At 73.1% G+C, this 15,230-nt stretch carries 16 protein-coding genes; 9 read left to right on the top strand and 7 right to left on the bottom strand.

Annotated elements, in window-relative coordinates; genetic code table 11:
* Positions 1 to 43 precede the first annotated feature (43 nt).
* Genes AB0I29_RS25230 through AB0I29_RS25220 form a run of 3 tightly spaced genes read left to right on the top strand, consistent with a single transcriptional unit; the run spans position 44 to position 3,710 of the window.
* A complete protein-coding gene (locus AB0I29_RS25230) occupies positions 44 to 1,267 on the top strand; it encodes a maltose ABC transporter substrate-binding protein (protein WP_357486760.1) in 1,224 nt (407 codons plus the stop codon).
* On the top strand, positions 1,267 to 2,826 hold the full coding sequence (locus AB0I29_RS25225; protein WP_357486758.1) for an ABC transporter permease subunit: 1,560 nt from the start codon (positions 1,267 to 1,269) through the stop codon (positions 2,824 to 2,826). The genes AB0I29_RS25230 and AB0I29_RS25225 overlap by 1 nt, the downstream gene beginning before the upstream one ends.
* Entirely contained in the window at positions 2,826 to 3,710 is an 885-nt protein-coding gene (locus AB0I29_RS25220) for a sugar ABC transporter permease (RefSeq protein WP_285107389.1), read from the top strand. The genes AB0I29_RS25225 and AB0I29_RS25220 overlap by 1 nt, the downstream gene beginning before the upstream one ends.
* Positions 3,711 to 3,718: 8 nt before the next feature.
* Here AB0I29_RS25220 and AB0I29_RS25215 read toward each other — a convergent pair whose 3' ends face one another.
* Positions 3,719 to 4,093 (bottom strand): helix-turn-helix domain-containing protein, encoded by a 375-nt coding sequence (locus tag AB0I29_RS25215; protein ID WP_285107391.1) that lies wholly within the window; start codon positions 4,091 to 4,093, stop codon positions 3,719 to 3,721.
* Positions 4,094 to 4,169: 76 nt separating this feature from the next.
* Between AB0I29_RS25215 and AB0I29_RS25210 the strand changes: the two genes are divergently transcribed.
* Entirely contained in the window at positions 4,170 to 4,874 is a 705-nt protein-coding gene (locus tag AB0I29_RS25210; RefSeq protein WP_357486755.1) for an SDR family oxidoreductase, read from the top strand.
* An 11-nt stretch (positions 4,875 to 4,885) separates the two neighbouring features.
* Here AB0I29_RS25210 and AB0I29_RS25205 read toward each other — a convergent pair whose 3' ends face one another.
* From AB0I29_RS25205 to AB0I29_RS25195, 3 genes are all read right to left on the bottom strand, one after another.
* Positions 4,886 to 6,187 carry a deoxyguanosinetriphosphate triphosphohydrolase gene (locus AB0I29_RS25205; protein WP_285107410.1) on the bottom strand — a complete coding sequence of 434 codons (1,302 nt, stop codon included), beginning with the start codon at positions 6,185 to 6,187 and terminating at the stop codon, positions 4,886 to 4,888.
* Positions 6,188 to 6,262: 75 nt separating this feature from the next.
* Positions 6,263 to 6,436: a DUF4236 domain-containing protein gene (locus tag AB0I29_RS25200; RefSeq protein WP_357486753.1), complete on the bottom strand. Its 174-nt coding sequence runs from the start codon at positions 6,434 to 6,436 to the stop codon at positions 6,263 to 6,265.
* Between the two features lie 118 nt (positions 6,437 to 6,554).
* Positions 6,555 to 7,007, bottom strand: coding sequence for a VOC family protein (locus AB0I29_RS25195; RefSeq protein ID WP_357486751.1), 453 nt, complete (start codon positions 7,005 to 7,007; stop codon positions 6,555 to 6,557).
* Between the two features lie 43 nt (positions 7,008 to 7,050).
* On the opposite strand from AB0I29_RS25195, the gene AB0I29_RS25190 reads away from it, so the two are divergent.
* The 3 genes from AB0I29_RS25190 to dnaG are packed head-to-tail and all read left to right on the top strand — an operon-like array spanning position 7,051 to position 9,905.
* The gene (locus tag AB0I29_RS25190) at positions 7,051 to 7,617 is read left to right on the top strand and encodes a DUF6597 domain-containing transcriptional factor (protein ID WP_357486749.1); all 567 of its coding nucleotides are present in this window, start codon (positions 7,051 to 7,053) and stop codon (positions 7,615 to 7,617) included.
* 14 nt (positions 7,618 to 7,631) lie between these two features.
* Positions 7,632 to 7,943 (top strand): helix-turn-helix domain-containing protein, encoded by a 312-nt coding sequence (locus AB0I29_RS25185; protein ID WP_357486747.1) that lies wholly within the window; start codon positions 7,632 to 7,634, stop codon positions 7,941 to 7,943.
* A gap of 9 nt (positions 7,944 to 7,952) precedes the next feature.
* Complete coding sequence (dnaG, locus tag AB0I29_RS25180; protein ID WP_357486745.1) at positions 7,953 to 9,905, top strand: DNA primase; 1,953 nt, start codon at positions 7,953 to 7,955, stop codon at positions 9,903 to 9,905.
* A gap of 149 nt (positions 9,906 to 10,054) precedes the next feature.
* Here the strand turns inward: dnaG and AB0I29_RS25175 are convergent, their stop codons facing one another.
* A complete protein-coding gene (locus tag AB0I29_RS25175; RefSeq protein ID WP_357486743.1) occupies positions 10,055 to 10,999 on the bottom strand; it encodes an NAD(P)/FAD-dependent oxidoreductase in 945 nt (314 codons plus the stop codon).
* A 62-nt stretch (positions 11,000 to 11,061) separates the two neighbouring features.
* Here AB0I29_RS25175 and AB0I29_RS25170 point away from each other — a divergent pair, with 62 nt between their 5' ends.
* Complete coding sequence (locus tag AB0I29_RS25170) at positions 11,062 to 11,490, top strand: MerR family transcriptional regulator (protein ID WP_357486741.1); 429 nt, start codon at positions 11,062 to 11,064, stop codon at positions 11,488 to 11,490.
* A gap of 3 nt (positions 11,491 to 11,493) precedes the next feature.
* On the opposite strand, the gene AB0I29_RS25165 is transcribed toward AB0I29_RS25170, so the two are convergent.
* Together AB0I29_RS25165 and AB0I29_RS25160 are read right to left on the bottom strand one after the other, a co-directional pair.
* Entirely contained in the window at positions 11,494 to 12,933 is a 1,440-nt protein-coding gene (locus tag AB0I29_RS25165) for an MDR family MFS transporter (RefSeq protein ID WP_357486739.1), read from the bottom strand.
* A 110-nt stretch (positions 12,934 to 13,043) separates the two neighbouring features.
* A complete protein-coding gene (locus tag AB0I29_RS25160) occupies positions 13,044 to 13,583 on the bottom strand; it encodes a MarR family winged helix-turn-helix transcriptional regulator (protein WP_357486737.1) in 540 nt (179 codons plus the stop codon).
* 104 nt (positions 13,584 to 13,687) lie between these two features.
* Between AB0I29_RS25160 and AB0I29_RS25155 the strand changes: the two genes are divergently transcribed.
* On the top strand, positions 13,688 to 15,106 hold the full coding sequence (locus AB0I29_RS25155; protein ID WP_357486735.1) for an FAD-binding oxidoreductase: 1,419 nt from the start codon (positions 13,688 to 13,690) through the stop codon (positions 15,104 to 15,106).
* Positions 15,107 to 15,230 lie beyond the last annotated feature (124 nt).

Here is a 15,230-nt window from a genome sequence, read left to right as displayed (position 1 = left end):
AAACCCAGGCCCGACGTCGGGCCGCGAACCATCGGGAGTGACGATGCGACGGAGCATCCTGACCGCCGCTGTCCTGACCACGACGCTGGCGCTGGCCGCCTGCTCGGGCGGCGCAGAGGATCAAGCAGGCGGCGAGGAGTCCGCCCCGCCGAGCGGCGAGGGCGCCACCCTCACCGTGTGGGTCGACGAGACCCGCCAGGCCGCCGTGGAGGAGGCCGCCACCGGCTTCGAGGAGGCCACGGGCGCGCAGGTGGAGGTGGTCCTGAAGAACTTCGAGGACATCCGCCCCGACTTCCTGGCCCAGGTGCCCACGGGCAAGGGCCCGGACATCACCGTCGGCGCCCACGACTGGCTGGGTGAGCTCACGACCAACGGCGTGGTGGCCCCGATCGAGCTCGGCGACACGGCCGACGCCTTCGAGCCGGTCTCCGTCTCGGCCTTCACGCAGGACGGCCAGGTCTACGGCCTGCCCTACGCCGTGGAGAACATCGCGCTCATCCGCAACACGGAGCTCGCCCCGGAGGCGCCCGCCACCTGGGACGACGCGATCGCGGCCGGCAAGGACGCCGGCACCAAGTACCCGCTGCTGATCCAGACCTCCACCGAGGGTGACCCCTACACCTTCTACCCGCTGCAGACGTCGTTCGGCGCCCCGGTCTTCGAGCAGAACGAGGACGGCTCGTACAAGCCCGAGCTCGCGCTCGGTGGCGAGGGCGGCACCGCGTTCGCCGAGTGGCTCGCCGAGCAGGGCGACGCCGGCAACCTGAGCACCGACGTCACCTACGACATCGCGCTGGCGGCCTTCGCCAAGGGCGAGTCGCCGTTCATCGTGGGCGGCCCGTGGATGCTGGAGTCGTTCGGCGACCTCGACCTGGCGATCGACCCGATCCCGAGCGCCGGCGGCGAGCCCGCCCAGCCGTTCGTGGGCGTGGCCGGGTTTTACGTGAGCGCGCAGAGCGAGAACGCGCTGCTCGCGAACGACTTCCTGGTCAACTACATGGCCACCCCCGAGGCGCAGCTCGCCCTCTACGAGGCGGGCGACCGTCCGCCGGCCCTCATCGAGGCCGCCGACACCGCCTCCGAGGACCCGATCACCGCGGGCTTCCGCGCCGTGGGCGCCGACGCCGTCCCGATGCCGTCGCTGCCCGAGATGGGCGCCGTGTGGGCGTACTGGGGCGTGACCGAGGCCGCGATCGTCTCCGGCAAGTCCGACCCGGCGAAGGCCTGGGACAAGATGGTCGCCGACATCCAGGGCGAGATCGGTTGATGTACTCACCGGTGACCCGGGGCTCCGGCTGGAGCCCCGGGTTTCTCGTCAAGCTCGTCCTCATCGCCCTGGTGGACGCCCTGGGCGTCTACGCCGTGCTGGCCGCGTGGGGCGCCGAGTCCTGGGGCGTGCTGGCCGCCATGGTGGCGCTGCTGCTCGTGGCCAACTGGGCCTACTTCTCCAAGCGCGCCCTGCCGCTCAAGTACATCCTGCCGGGCCTGGCCTTCCTGCTCGTCTACCAGGTGTACGTGGTGGCCTACACGGGCTACGTCGCGTTCACCAACTACGGCGACGGGCACAACAGCACCAAGGAGCAGGCCATCGAGGCCCTCCTGGTGCAGAACGAGCGCCGGGTCGAGGGCTCGCCCTCCTCGCCGCTGACGGTCGTGGCCGACGGCGACACGCTCGGCTTCGCCCTCGTCTCGCCCGACGGCGCCGTCCAGGCCGGCACCGCCGACCAGCCGCTGCAGGCCGTGGACGGCGCGACCGTCGACGCCGGCCGCGTCACCGCGCTGCCCGGCTACGACGTGCTGGAGTACGCCACGGTCCTGGAGCGGCAGCAGGAGGTCACCGAGCTGCGCGTCCCCGTCTCGGACGACCCGAACGAGGGCTCGGTCCGCACGCAGGACGCTCGCACCGGCTATGTCTTCACCTCCACGCTGGAGTACGACGCGGCGTCGGACACCATGACCGACACCACCACCGGGGTGACGTACACGCCCAACGACGACGGCCAGTTCGAGGCCGCGGACGGCACCACGCTCCCCGTGGGCTGGCGCGTGCTGGTGGGGCTGGACAACTTCGTCACCGCGTTCGGCGACGACCGCTACGCCGGGCCGTTCGGCAAGATCCTGGTGTGGACGTTCGCGTTCGCCGTGCTCTCGGTGGCCTCCACGTTCCTGCTCGGGCTGTTCCTGGCGATCGCGTTCAACGACGCGCGCCTGCGCGGCCGCCGGGTCTACCGGACGCTCGTGATCCTGCCGTACGCGATCCCGGGGTTCCTCGCGGCCCTGCTGTGGTCCGGCATGCTGAACCGGTCCTACGGGTTCGTCAACGAGGTGCTGCTGGGCGGGGCGTCGATCCCGTGGCTCACCGACCCGGTGCTCGCCAAGCTGGCGGTGCTCGGCGTGAACCTGTGGCTCGGCTTCCCGTACATGTTCCTGATCTGCACGGGCGCGCTGCAGTCCCTGCCGACCGACGTGCTGGAGGCCGCGAAGATCGACGGCGCGGGCCGCTGGCGCACGTGGCGCTCGATCACGCTGCCGCTGCTCCTGGTCGCGACGGCGCCGCTGCTCATCTCGTCGTTCGCGTTCAACTTCAACAACTTCACGCTGATCTACATGCTCACGGGCGGCGGCCCGCGGTTCGACGACGCCTCGGTGCCGCTCGGGCACACCGACATCCTCATCTCGATGGTCTACTCGGTGTCCGGGCTCGACGGGACGGCGGCCAAGGACTACGGCCTGGCCAGCGCCCTGTCGATCGTGATCTTCGTGGTGGTCGCGACCATCTCCGCCCTCGCGTTCCGGCGCACCCGATCGCTCGAGGAGATCGCCTGATGAGCGCAAGGACAGCACCCTTCGTCCGCCGTCCGGGCCACCGCGCCCGCTGGTTCTCCGAGATCGGCTGGCGCCACCTGGTCGGCATCCTCGCCGTGGCCTACGCGGGCTTCCCACTGGTCTACGTCGTCTCCGCCTCGCTGGCCGACGGCGGCACGCTCACCGGCTCCAACGAGCTGTTCGCCTCGGTGTCGGGGGCCAACTACGTGGCGCTCGGCGGCACGCGGTTCTGGACCTGGATGGCCAACACCCTGGTGGTGGCGGTCGCGACGGGCGCCGGGACGGTGCTCATGGGCGCCGCCGCCGCGTACGCCTTCTCGCGGTTCCGGTTCAGCGGACGCCGGGTGGGGCTCACCGCCCTGCTCGTGATCCAGATGTTCCCGCAGATGCTCGCCTTCGTGGCGATCTTCCTGCTGCTCATCTCGCTCGGCAACGTGGTGCCGGGCCTGGGCCTGGACTCCAAGCTCTCGCTGATCTGCGTGTACCTGGGCGGCGCGCTCGGCGTGAACACGTTCCTCATGTACGGGTTCTTCAACACCGTGCCGCGCGAGATCGACGAGGCCGCGAAGATCGACGGCGCCTCGCACGCCCAGATCTACTGGACCATCGTGCTGCGCCTGACCGCGCCGATCCTCGCCGTGGTGGGCCTGCTCAGCTTCATCAGCACGTTCGGCGAGTTCATCATCGCGCGCGTGCTGCTGCAGTCGGAGGAGAACTGGACCCTCGCCGTGGGGCTCTACGGCTGGGTGTCGTCGCTGCAGGACGCCAACTGGGGCCTGTTCACGGCGGGCGCCGTGGTCTCGGCCCTGCCGGTGCTGGCGCTGTTCCTGTTCCTGCAGAAGTACATCGTGGGCGGGCTGACGGCGGGCTCCGTCAAGGGTTGAGACGCGGGTCAGGGGGTGACGCGGGCCCGCTCCTCGTGGCGGGTCCGCGCGGCCTCGATGTCGGGGACGTGCTGCTCGGCCCAGAGCCGTACGGCGCGGAGCGGCACGAGGAGGGTGCGCCCCAGCGGCGTCAGGGCGTACTCGACGCGTGGCGGGTTCTCGGCGTACTCGTGCCGGCTGATCAGACCGTCGACCTCGAGGGAGCGGAGCGTCTCGGTCAGCACCTTCGGGGTGATGCCCTGGATGTGTGCCTTGAGGTCGGTGAAGCGACGAGGGCCGTCGTCCAGGGCGTTGACGACGAACACCGTCCACCGGGCGCCGATGCGGTGGAGCACGGTCCGGCTCGGGCACGTCGCCGCCATCACGTTGTAGGCCTGGCCCATCGCAGCTCCCAGTTCCGTTGAAGATACCGGTATCAAATCCATACCGTGATCCCGATCCTACGAGAGGGAGTGCGAGATGGAACGGGTTCTGGTCATCGGGGGCGCACGGGCGCTGGGGGCGGCAGTCGCACGGCGCGCGGCGGCCGACGGGTACGAGGTGGTGGTCGGTGCGCGAGACCTGGCTGCCGCCGAGGCGCTGGCGCACGAGATCGGCGCGACCGCGGTGCGCGTGGACCTGCAGGACGAGACGACGATGGCGGCCGCGGCCGCTCGGCTCACGGACGGGATCGACCACGTCGTGACCACCGGTTCGGCGCCGCACGACGTCCGGGCGGCCGAGCTGGACCACGACCAGCTGGTGGCCGCGTTCACCGCGAAGGTGATCGGGCCGATGCTGGTCGCCAAGCACCTCGGGCCGGTGCTGCGGCCGAACGGGTCGATCGTGCTGTTCTCCGGGGTCGTCGGGTGGCGGCCGGGACCCGGCTCACTGGTCAAGGGCGTGACCAACGGCGCCGTCGAGCACCTCGCCCGTCATCTCGCGGCCGACCTCGCCCCGGTGCGGGTCAACGCCGTCTCGCCCGGCGTGGTCGACTCCGGCGCCTGGGACCGGCTGGGCGAGGGCAAGGCCGGCCTGCTGAGCCGGAGTGCCGCCGGGACGCTGGTCGGCCGGCACGGCGAGGCGGACGACGTCGTCGACGCGGTGATGTGGCTGCTCCGGGCCGGGTTCGTGTCCGGCGAGACGATCCACGTCGAGGGCGGCGCCCGCCACCGGACCGCCTGATCGCGGGCCTGTCAGGCGCCCGGCGTCACCAGCCGGCGGTGCAGCGCGATCGCGGACAGGTCCGTCAGGGACGCGACCTGGTCCACCACCACGCGCAGGCGCGCGGCGTCGTCGGACGCCGCGCGCCAGTCCGCGGCGAGCGGCGGCTCCAGCTCGTCCGGGCCGCGGTCGGCCAGCACGCGCACCAGGTCGGTCAGGATCTCCCGCTCCCGCAGGTAGCGGGGCTCCTGACCGCGGGGTGCCATCACGTAGGCCACGGCGATGCCCTTGAGCGCGAGGATCTCGTGCTCGGTCTCGTCGGGCACCACGAGCCGCGCGGCGTACCGCGTGAGCGCCCCGTCGCCGTACTCGGCGCGCGTGGCGTCGATCGCCGCGCCGATGAACCGGCCGATGAGCTGGCTCGTCATATCCTTGAGCGAGGCCAGCGAGCCGCGCGAGCCGTCGAAGGCCCGCACCAGGTGGCCCTCGCCGCGCAGGTACTCCTGCAGCCGCCCGATCGCGGCGTCGACGGCGTCGGCCCGGTACCACTCGCCGTACCAGGACCGCACGAACTCGGCCACGCGCGCCCGCTCCTCGGCGTCCGCCATGAGGTCCAGGTCGATGCGCCCGGCGACCACGCCGTCCTCGACGTCGTGCACGGAGTAGCTGATGTCGTCGGCGAGGTCCATGACCTGCGCCTCCAGGCACTTCACGCCGTCCGGCGCGTCCTTGCGCAGCCACGTGAACACGGGCAGGTCGTCGGGGTAGACGCCGAACTTGCGGCTGGCCGTGCCGTCCGGCCGGGCGGGGCCCGCGCCGTAGGCCCACGGGTACTTCACGCTCGCGTCGAGGCTGGCCCGGGTCAGGTTGAGGCCCGCGGGGACGCCGTCGAACCCGATCACCTTGGGCTCCAGCCGCGTCAGCAGGCGCAGGGTCTGGGCGTTGCCCTCGAAGCCACCGATCGGCTCGGCGATCTCGGCCAGCGCCGTCTCGCCGTTGTGCCCGAAGGGCGGGTGCCCCAGGTCGTGGGTGAGGCAGGCGGTGTCGACGACGTCGGGGTCGCAGCCGAGCGAGCGGCCCATGCCGCGGCCCACCTGCGCCACCTCGAGGGAGTGCGTGAGGCGGGTGCGGACGAAGTCGTCGTGCCCGGCGCCGAGCACCTGGGTCTTGGCGCCGAGCCGGCGCAGCGCGGAGGAGTGCACCACGCGCCCGCGGTCGCGTTCGAACGGGGTCCGGGCCTGCGACTTGGGTGGTTCGGTCACCCAGCGCTCGACGTCCTGCGCGCTGTACGACGGCGGGATGCTCTTCCCGAGGGCTTGCTCCACGCCCGCCACTCTAGTCACGCGCTCCGACATCCCGGAATCACGTGGTCGCCGGCGGAGGCAGGTCCCTGCCTCCGCCGTGCAGCGCTACTTGTTGTTGCTGTACCAGCTCAGGCCGCCGGGAAGGTTGATCGAGTGCTTCTTGGTCTTGGAGTTCCAGGTCCAGGGACCCACCTTGAAGCTCATCGACGACAGGCCCCGCTGCGTGATGTTGAACTTGAGCGGTCCGAGCGACAGCCGCTTGCGATACCTGATTCCCATGGTGCCTTTGTTCCTCCCTGAGTCGGGCAAAGCGTACCGAACCGCGCTAGTCCGGCAAACCAAACCAGGGAGCGTGCCAGACGTACAGGTCCCTCGGGTGACCTGTGCGTCTGACACGTCAGTCGCGGGCCGACATCCAGGCGTCGCTCGCGCGCTGGACGTCGTCGGGCGTGACCGACTCGGCGACCGTCACGAAGTACCAGCGGTGGCCGAACGGGCAGCGCACCGCGGCCTGCCGGAAGCCCTCGAACCAGTCGGCCGGCTCGGCCAGGCTGCTCGCGCCGGCCCCGATCGCGCGGGCGTACGCCGCGTCGGTGTCCTCGACCGGGATCGTGAAGCTCGCGTGCGTCGGCCCGCCGGGCTCGGGCGCCGCCGAGTCGGGCGGGAACGCGCCCGCGACGGTGAAGGTCGACTCGCCCGCGGCGGACCGCAGGACCAGGTCGGAGTGGATCACCGCGTCGCCCGCGGTGATCACGTCGAGCGTCTCGGCCCCCAGCGCCGCCTCGTAGAAGGCGATGGCGGCGCGGGCGTCGGACACGGCGATGTTGGGGTGCAGGGCTGAGTTCCTCATGTCATCGATGCTGGCGCGGCGCGGATGTGCCAGTCTTGGAAGAATGCGACAGGTGTTCGACGGCGAGGCTGCCGTGACCCCGACCTCCACGATCAGCGCGCTCGACTCCGGGCCCACCCTCGGCATCGTCGACCCCGTGCGGGCGCGCGACTCGTTCGCCCTCGCCCGCGTGGAGCCGGCGTCCGACCTCGCCGACCTCGTGGACTGGCACTGGGTGATCAGCTGGGACCTGCCGCCCGGGGTCGCGTTCACCCAGACCGTCATGCCGCACCCCGTGGGGCACGTGGTCGCCGAGCGGGAGGGCCTGCTCGCCTACGCGATGCCCGCCGGCCTCTTCGTGCGCACCCTCACCGGCTCTGGCGCGGTGGTCGGCACCAAGCTGCACCCGGGCGCCTACCGCGCCCTGCTCGGGCGCGCCGACCCGGGGGAGCGGGGCACGGTCGAACCGCCGCCTTTCTCGGCCCGACGGCGGCGCGCGCCAACGAGGAGGCCGTCGCCCAGGCGGCGGCCGGGCAGCCCGACGTCGCCGTCCGGACCCTCACCCCGCTGCTGCGGGAAGCGGCCGAGCGGTCCCGGACCGCCCGCTCCGCCGCCGCGCTCACCGGGTTGAGGGAGGCGTTCGCCGTGATCGCCGACGCCGTACCGGGCACGTCCGTCGCGGCGCTCGCGGGCGCGCTCGGCACCACGCCGCGCTCGCTGCAGCGGCTGTTCGCCGACTGGGTGGGCGTGAGCCCCAAGTGGGTGCTGCAGCGGCACCGCGTGCACCTCGCGGCCGAGCTGCTGGGCCGTGATCCCGACCTGGACCTGGCGGGGCTCGCGGCCGCCGTCGGCTACTACGACCAGGCGCACTTCACGGGAGACTTCGTCCGCGCCGTCGGCGTGCCGCCGGGGGAGTACGCGCGGACGTGCCGCCGGGGCGCCCGGCAGCGGGCATAGAATTCCGACGTGGCCGGGCTGATCAGACGCGAGGATGTGGACCAGGTCCGCGAGCGCGCGCGGATCGACGAGATCGTCTCGGCGCACGTGACCCTCAAGCCCGCCGGGGTGGGCGCGCTGGTGGGGCTGTGCCCCTTCCACGACGAGCGCAGCCCCAGCTTCAACGTGCGGCCCAGCGTGGGCCGGTACCACTGCTTCGGGTGCGGCGAGGGCGGCGACGTCATCGAGTTCGTCATGAAGATGGACGGGCTGAGCTTCACCGAGGCCATCGAGTACCTCGCGGGCAAGACCGGCGTGCAGCTCCGCTACGAGGAGGGCGGCACCGCGCGCCCGCGCGAGGAGCCGGGCCGGCGCCAGCGGCTGCTGGACGCGCACCGCGTGGCCGCGGAGTTCTACGCCGAGCAGCTCATGGGGCCGGACGCGTCGGCGGCGCGCACGTTCCTCGCGGAGCGCAGCTTCGACCGGTCCGACGCGGAGCTGTTCGGCGTGGGGTTCGCGCCCAAGGGCTGGGACGCGCTGCAGCGCCACCTCCAGGGCCGGGGCTTCACGCAGGCGGAGCTGGTCGCGAGCGGGCTGATGTCGCAGGGGCAGCGCGGTATCTACGACCGGTTCCGCGGGCGGGTCATGTGGCCCATCCGGGACGTGACGGGGGCCGTGATCGGCTTCGGCGCGCGGCGCCTGTTCGAGGACGACCAGGGGCCCAAGTACCTCAACACCCCCGAGACCAGCCTCTACAAGAAGTCGCACGTGCTGTACGGGATCGACCTCGCCAAGCGGGAGATCGCCAAGGGCAAGCGCGTGGTGGTTGTCGAGGGGTACACGGACGTCATGGCGGCGCACCTGTCGGGCGTGACGACGGCGGTCGCGACGTGCGGCACGGCCTTCGGCGCCGATCACGCCAAGGTGGTGCGGCGCCTGCTCGGCGACACGACGGCCGGGGGCGGCATGCAGCTCGCGTCCGGCGGCACCGTGGGCGGCGAGATCATCTTCACGTTCGACGGCGACGCGGCGGGCCAGAAGGCCGCGGAGCGCGCCTACGGCGAGGACCAGCGGTTCTTCGCGCAGACGTACGTGGCCGTCGCGGACGACGGCATGGACCCGTGCGACCTGCGCATGGCCAAGGGCCCGGAGGCGGTGCGCGCGCTGGTCGACGGACGCAAGCCGCTGTTCGCCTTCGTGATCCAGGCCAAGATCAAGCAGTTCGACCTGAACACCGTGGAGGGTCGGGTGTCCGCCGTGCGGGCGGCGGCGCCCGAGATCGTGGGCATCCGCGACCGCAGCCAGCGCGACGGGTACATGCGCCAGGTGGCGGGCTGGATCGGCACGGAGATCGACGAGGTGCGCCGCGAGGTGGCCCGCGCGGCGTCGACGCCGTCCCAGCGCCGTCCGGCCGACGGCTCGCGGCCGGCCTCCGGTGCGACCCCGGTGGCCGGGTCCGCGCCGGGTGGTGGCCGTCCGGCGTCGGGCGCCGTGGCGCAGCTCCCGGCCCCCGACCCGCGGGACCCCGTGGCGCGCGACGAGCGGCTCGCGCTCGTCGCGGTGCTGCAGTACCCGCAGCACGCGCCCGCGTCGTTCGACGATCTGGGCGAGGACGCGTTCGCCGTGCCGGCCTGGCGCGCGGTGCACGCCGCGATCCGGGCGGCCGGGGGCGCTGCCGTCGGGCGCGAGCTGTCGGCAGCGCAGTGGGTCGCCGCGGTGCTGGAGCAGTCGTCCGAGACGGTGGCGATCGTGGTCACGCAGCTCTCGGTGGCGTCGCTCCCGGAGGACCGGGAGGCCGCCGTCGCGGCGTTCGTCGAGGGCGTGGTGCGCCGCGTCGTCGACCTGGGCCTCAAGCGCCGGGTCGACGACGCGCGCAGCCGCCTGCAGCGGCTCGACCCCGCCGACGCCGAGACCTACAACTCGGCGTTCGCCGAGCTCCTGGCGATCGAGAGCGAGCGCCGGGCGCTGCGCGAGAGCGCATAGACAAACCGGCCAGGCGTCAGCTCGCCAGGTTGCCTGGTGTCGGGTGTGAGCTCGGCACTACGCATCGAGATCGGCACAGGCCTGGACCGATCTCGGTGCAGACTGCCGACCTGATCGGCCGGCAGTCAGGAAGGTGCCGACCTGGCGCGTCACGCCGGCGTCGGCGCCGGGTGGTCCCGGCCCAGCAGCTCCGCGTCCAGGGACACAGCGGCCAGCTGGCCGGCCGCCGCCGCCATGAGCACCGACGCCATCGGCCCCGGCATCGCCGCGGTGTGGGCCATGTCGCCCGCCGCGAACACGCCGGGCCGGCTGGTACGGGCCATCGCGTCGACCCCCACGGCGCCCGACGGCAGCAGGTCGAGGCCGAGCTGCTCCGCGAACGGCGCCCGCTGACCGAACTCGGCGGCGACGAAGATGCCGCCCACCTCCTCGTCGGGGCCGTCGGCGAACCGGACGGTCGCGCCGTCCGCGCTGCGGACCAGCTCCTTGACCGGCTCCGGCCGCACGGCCACCCCGGCGTCGGCCAGCAGGGTGGCCGTGTCCACGTCGAGGTCGCCGCCGTCGGCCAGGACGGTCAGGCGGCTCGCGATGCGCTCCAGCAGGAACGCGACCCGGGTCACGTGCGGGCCACTGCCGAGCACCGCGACCGGCTTGCCGCTGAGCTCGTGCCCGTGGCAGTAGGGGCAGACGGCGGCGACCGTGCCGAACAGCGGCTCCAGGCCGGGGACGGCGGGCAGGGTGTCGCGCAGCCCGGTCGCGAGCAGCACGGCACGGGCGGGGACGGCGTCGGCGCCGAGCTCCACGCGGTACCCGTCGCCGTCCGGCACGACGGCGGTCGCCGTGTCCTCGCGGACGGTCACCGTCGCGTAGGCGGCGAGCTCGGCGCGGGCCGCGGCGCGGAACTCGGCCGGGGGCCTGCCGTCGTTGGTCACCACGTTGTGCATGTGCTCGGCCGTGGCGTTGCGGTACTCGCCGGAGTCGAGCAGCAGCACGCGCCGGTGCATCCGGCCGAGCGTGAGCGCGGCCTGCAGGCCGGCGGGGCCGCCGCCGATCACGACGGCGTCGTAGGAGGTCAGGGGGTGCGTGGCGGACATGGCAGGGCTCCGTTTCCCGGGACGTCTTGCGGTACCACCCCAGGATGTGACTTCATGTCGACATGAAGTCAAGCGAGACCTGGTCGGTCGGCGAGACGGCCCGTCGGTTCGGCCTGGAGACCCACGTGCTGCGCTACTGGGAGGACGAGAACCTGTTGCGCCCGGTGCGCGACGGTGCCGGCCGCCGCCGGTACGGGCGCGACGACGTGGTGCGGGTGGGCGTCATCGTGCGCAGCAAGGCGGCAGGCATGACCCTGGAGCAGGTGCGCGTCATGCTCGACGCCGGAGCGGCCGACCGGCACCGCGTGCTGGAGGCGCACATCGCCGACCTGGACCGCCGGATGGCCGACATGGCGGCGTCCCGCGCGATGACCGAGCACGCGCTGCAGTGCCGCGCGCACGACATCGCCACCTGTCCCCGCTTCCGCGAGCACGTGCAGGACGTGCTCGACGGCGTGCGGGACGGGTTCGTGGTCACACGGACCGCGTGAGCGTCACGCGGACCGCGTGAGCCTCGGGTTGTCGCGGGGGAGCAGCAGCACCGTCCCGATCATCACCGCGGCGCAGGCCACGACGCACCAGAAGACCAGGTGCATCGCGTTCGCCAGCCCCGCCCCCTCGGGCGTGCCGTCCGCGCCGACGACGGTCAGGGCGTTGACCACCGCGCCGAGCGCGGCCACGCCGACGGCCTGCCCGATCGACCGGGCGAACATGTTGGTCGCGGTCACCGCGCCGCGCTCGCCCCAGCCCACGCTGTGCTGGGCGGCGAGCAGGGTGGGCACGGCCACCAGGCCCATGCCGAGCCCGATGACGAACACGGCGGCGGAGATCTGCCACACCTCGGCGTCGGCGTCGAGCACCAGCGTGAGCAGCGCGCCCGCCAGCACCACCACGGCGCCGATGGTGCTGGTCCAGCGGAAGCCGATCGCCAGGTAGACGCGGCCCGACAGCGTGGCCGCGATGGGCCAGCCGAGCGTGAGCGCGGCCAGTGCGAAACCGGCCACGAGCGGCCCGACGCCGAGCACGCCCTGCGCGTAGATGGGCACGTAGGTGGACAGGCCGAGCGTGATGACGCCGACCATCAGCGACGCCGCCGTCGACGCGCCCACGACCCGGCGGCGCAGCAGCCGCAGGTCGAAGATCGGGTGGGCCGTGCGCCGGGCGGACACGGCGAACGCGACCAGCAGCGCCACGGCCGCGACGAAGATGACGATCGACTGCGCGGAGGCCCAGCCCCACGCGTGGCCACCCTCCAGCAGGCCCAGGACCAGCAGCGTGCTGCCGCCCGTGAGCAGCACCGCGCCCACGTAGTCGACCGGCTGGCGCGCGCCGTCGCGCTCCTTCTCGTGGAACCTGCGCCAGATCGCCAGGAGTGCCACGGCGCCGATCGGCACGTTGACCCAGAAGATCCAGCGCCAGCTCACGAACTGGCTGAACACACCGCCGAGGGTGGGGCCGAGCACCGAGGAGACGGCCCACACGCTGGCCATGTAGCCCTGCGTCTTGGCGCGCTCGGCGAGCGTGTAGATGTCGCTGGCGATCGTCATGGACATCGGCAGGATGGCGCCGGCGCCCAGGCCCTGCAACACCCGGAACCAGATCAGGGCCGGCATGCTCCAGGCCACGGCGCACAGCACCGAGCCGAGCAGGAACAGCGCGATGCCGACGAGGATCACGCGCTTGCGGCCGAACACGTCGGCCAGCCGCCCGTACACCGGCACGGTCACGGCCTGCGCGAGCGTGTACGCGGAGAAGAGCCATGGCACCTGCTCGAACGCGCCCAGCTCGCGCGCGATCGTGGTCGAGGCGGTGGCGAGGATCGTGGCGTCGAGCGCCACGAGCGCCGTGGCGAGCATGAGCGCGCCGAGGATCGGGCCACGGTCGCCGCGCAGGCCGAGTCGCGTGTCGGTGGTGCCGGTGGACGTCGCGGTCATGCCTGGGGCTCCGGGGTGTGCTGCACGACACCTACAAGGTTGCCCGGGGCAGCGCCTATTCCCGATCGGTCGCGGTTTATTCCCGGGTCGGTTCCTGGATCGACCCCGGGTCAGCCCGGCTGGTTGCCCGGCCAGCCCTCCGCGATCGGGTCGCGCCCGCCGTCGGGCACCGACTCGGCGAGGCGGCCCAGCGTGGCGAAGAACGCCTCGACGTCGTCCTCCCCGGCGCCGATCGCGCCCCGCAGCGTCCGGTCGAACTCGATCGCCTCCGCCTTGAGCCGGCGGAAGAGCGCCTCGCCCGCCGCGGTGACCTCGATGCGCTGCACCCGGCGGTTGTCCGTCCGGCGGCTGCGGGTGATCAGCCCCTTGTCCTCCATGCCGCGCAGGTGGTGCGTGAGGGTGGCCTCCCGGATGCCGACGGCGTGCGCGAGCTCGCGCTGGGTGGCGGGCGTGCCCTGGTGCACCGCGAGCAGGATGTGCCAGACCTGCCACGTCGCGCCCTGCTCGGAGAGGTGGGCGTCGAACGCGCGCATGACACGGTGCACGGACTGCCACATGGCCACCGCGACCGGCACGGGGCCGGCCTGACCCGGGTTCACCCCCGCCGCGGGGCCGTCTGGATCGCCGCCGGGCCGTCCGCTTGGTTGCATGGACGCAGGATAGTTCGGCCGTCCCCGAAATGCATTGACGCCTAATTCTTAGATGCCTAACGTTTGTCACCTGGAAGATCCGGTACCGACACGGAGGCTCGACGATGGCCACGCAGGACACCCCCAGCACCACCGGAACCACACAGCTCTCGCCCGAGGCGCTCGCCCGCGCCCTGGCCCCGCTCGCGGCCGCGCTCGGCGACCGTCTGCTCACCCCCTCGGCGGACACGTTCGCCGACACCGCGGCCGTGTTCGTGGGTGGCTCACCGCTCACCCCGGCCGCCGTCGCGCGTGTCCGGACCACCGACGAGGTCGTGACGGCGCTCGCGGTCGCGCGGGACGCGGGCCTGCCGCTCGCGGTCCGCAGCGGCGGCCACCACCAGGCGCGGCACGCCCTGGTCGACGGCGGGCTCGTGCTCGACCTGCGGCTCCTGGACGGCGTCGAGATCGACACCGCGGCCGGCGTCGGGCGCGCGCAGGGCGGCGTGCTCGCGGGCGCGTACACGGCAGCGGCCGGCGCGCACGGCCTGGCCACCGGGTTCGGCGACACCGCGACCGTCGGCGTCGGGGGCATCTCCCTCGGCGGCGGGATCGGCTACCTCAGCCGGCGCGACGGGCTCACGGTCGACAACCTGCTGGGCGCCGAGGTCGTCCTGGCGGACGGCAAGGTGGTCCAGGCCGACGCCGACAACAACCCCGACCTCTACTGGGCGCTGCGCGGCGGCGGCGGCAACTTCGGCGTCGTCACGCGACTGGACCTGCGGCTGCGCCAGGTCGGCACGGTCACGGGCGGCATGATGATGTGGGAGCCCACCCCGGCGCGGCTCGCCACGGTCCTGCGGGCGTTCGCCGAGGGGCCGGAGGAGTTCTCCGGCATGGTGAACGTGATGCTGGCCCCGCCCGTGCCGATGATCCCGGCCGAGCTGCACGGCAAGCCGGTGCTCATGGCGCTGCTGTGCCACTCGGGCGCGGCCCGCGACGCGGCCGAGGTGTTCGGGCCGCTGCGCGCGCAGGGCACGCTGCTCGACGGCGTCCAGCAGATCCCGTACACGGCCCTGTTCGAGGGGCCGGGCGGGCCGCCGGCGGGCGGCGTCGGCGACGTGCGGACCGGGTTCCTCGGCGAAGGCGCCTGGGCGCCCGACGAGGACTGGGCCGCCGCGGCGATCGAGGCGGTGTCCGGGGCGAGCGGGCCGTCCGCGGTGAACATCCGGCCCATGGGCGGCGCGATCTCGCGGGTGGACCCGGCCGCGACGGCCTTCGCGCACCGGGACCCGGCGTTCATGGTCTCGGTCGGCGGCACCGCGATGGCGCCGGACGCGCTGCCCGCGACCACCGCCTGGGTGGCCTCGGCCGCCGAGGCCCTGGGCGTGCGCGGCCGCGGCTACGTGAACTTCATGGGCACGGCCACCGAGGAGGACGTCCGCAACGCGTACCCCGAGGCGACGCTGGCCCGGCTGCGCGAGGTCAAGCGGGCCTACGACCCGGGCAACCTGTTCGCGAGCAACCACAACGTGCGCCCGTGAGACGTGTCAGGCGCTCAGGTCACCCGGGTGCGCCGACCACAAGACCACCCAGCTCGACGCGCCGCTGTCGGAGACGACGCGCACCGTCACGGTCGTGTCGTGGAAGACGGCGGGCGTGCTGCTC

The organism is Promicromonospora sp. NPDC050262 (assembly GCF_040655935.1).
Lineage (GTDB): Bacteria > Actinomycetota > Actinomycetes > Actinomycetales > Cellulomonadaceae > Promicromonospora.
Note: the sequence above shows the minus strand (reverse complement) of the source record. Positions and strands in the feature narration are given on the sequence as shown.

Bases quoted from the DNA above. Each gene is read 5' to 3' on its own strand.
- AB0I29_RS25230 (WP_357486760.1), top strand. From the start codon at position 44: ATGCGACGGAGCATCCTGACCGCCGCTGTCCTGACCACGACGCTGGCG.
- AB0I29_RS25225 (WP_357486758.1), top strand. From the start codon at position 1,267: ATGTACTCACCGGTGACCCGGGGCTCCGGCTGGAGCCCCGGGTTTCTC.
- AB0I29_RS25220 (WP_285107389.1), top strand. From the start codon at position 2,826: ATGAGCGCAAGGACAGCACCCTTCGTCCGCCGTCCGGGCCACCGCGCC.
- AB0I29_RS25215 (WP_285107391.1), bottom strand. From the start codon at position 4,093: ATGGGCCAGGCCTACAACGTGATGGCGGCGACGTGCCCGAGCCGGACC.
- AB0I29_RS25210 (WP_357486755.1), top strand. From the start codon at position 4,170: ATGGAACGGGTTCTGGTCATCGGGGGCGCACGGGCGCTGGGGGCGGCA.
- AB0I29_RS25200 (WP_357486753.1), bottom strand. From the start codon at position 6,436: ATGGGAATCAGGTATCGCAAGCGGCTGTCGCTCGGACCGCTCAAGTTC.
- AB0I29_RS25195 (WP_357486751.1), bottom strand. From the start codon at position 7,007: ATGAGGAACTCAGCCCTGCACCCCAACATCGCCGTGTCCGACGCCCGC.
- AB0I29_RS25190 (WP_357486749.1), top strand. From the start codon at position 7,051: ATGCGACAGGTGTTCGACGGCGAGGCTGCCGTGACCCCGACCTCCACG.
- AB0I29_RS25175 (WP_357486743.1), bottom strand. From the start codon at position 10,999: ATGTCCGCCACGCACCCCCTGACCTCCTACGACGCCGTCGTGATCGGC.
- AB0I29_RS25170 (WP_357486741.1), top strand. From the start codon at position 11,062: ATGAAGTCAAGCGAGACCTGGTCGGTCGGCGAGACGGCCCGTCGGTTC.
- AB0I29_RS25165 (WP_357486739.1), bottom strand. From the start codon at position 12,933: ATGACCGCGACGTCCACCGGCACCACCGACACGCGACTCGGCCTGCGC.
- AB0I29_RS25160 (WP_357486737.1), bottom strand. From the start codon at position 13,583: ATGCAACCAAGCGGACGGCCCGGCGGCGATCCAGACGGCCCCGCGGCG.
- AB0I29_RS25155 (WP_357486735.1), top strand. From the start codon at position 13,688: ATGGCCACGCAGGACACCCCCAGCACCACCGGAACCACACAGCTCTCG.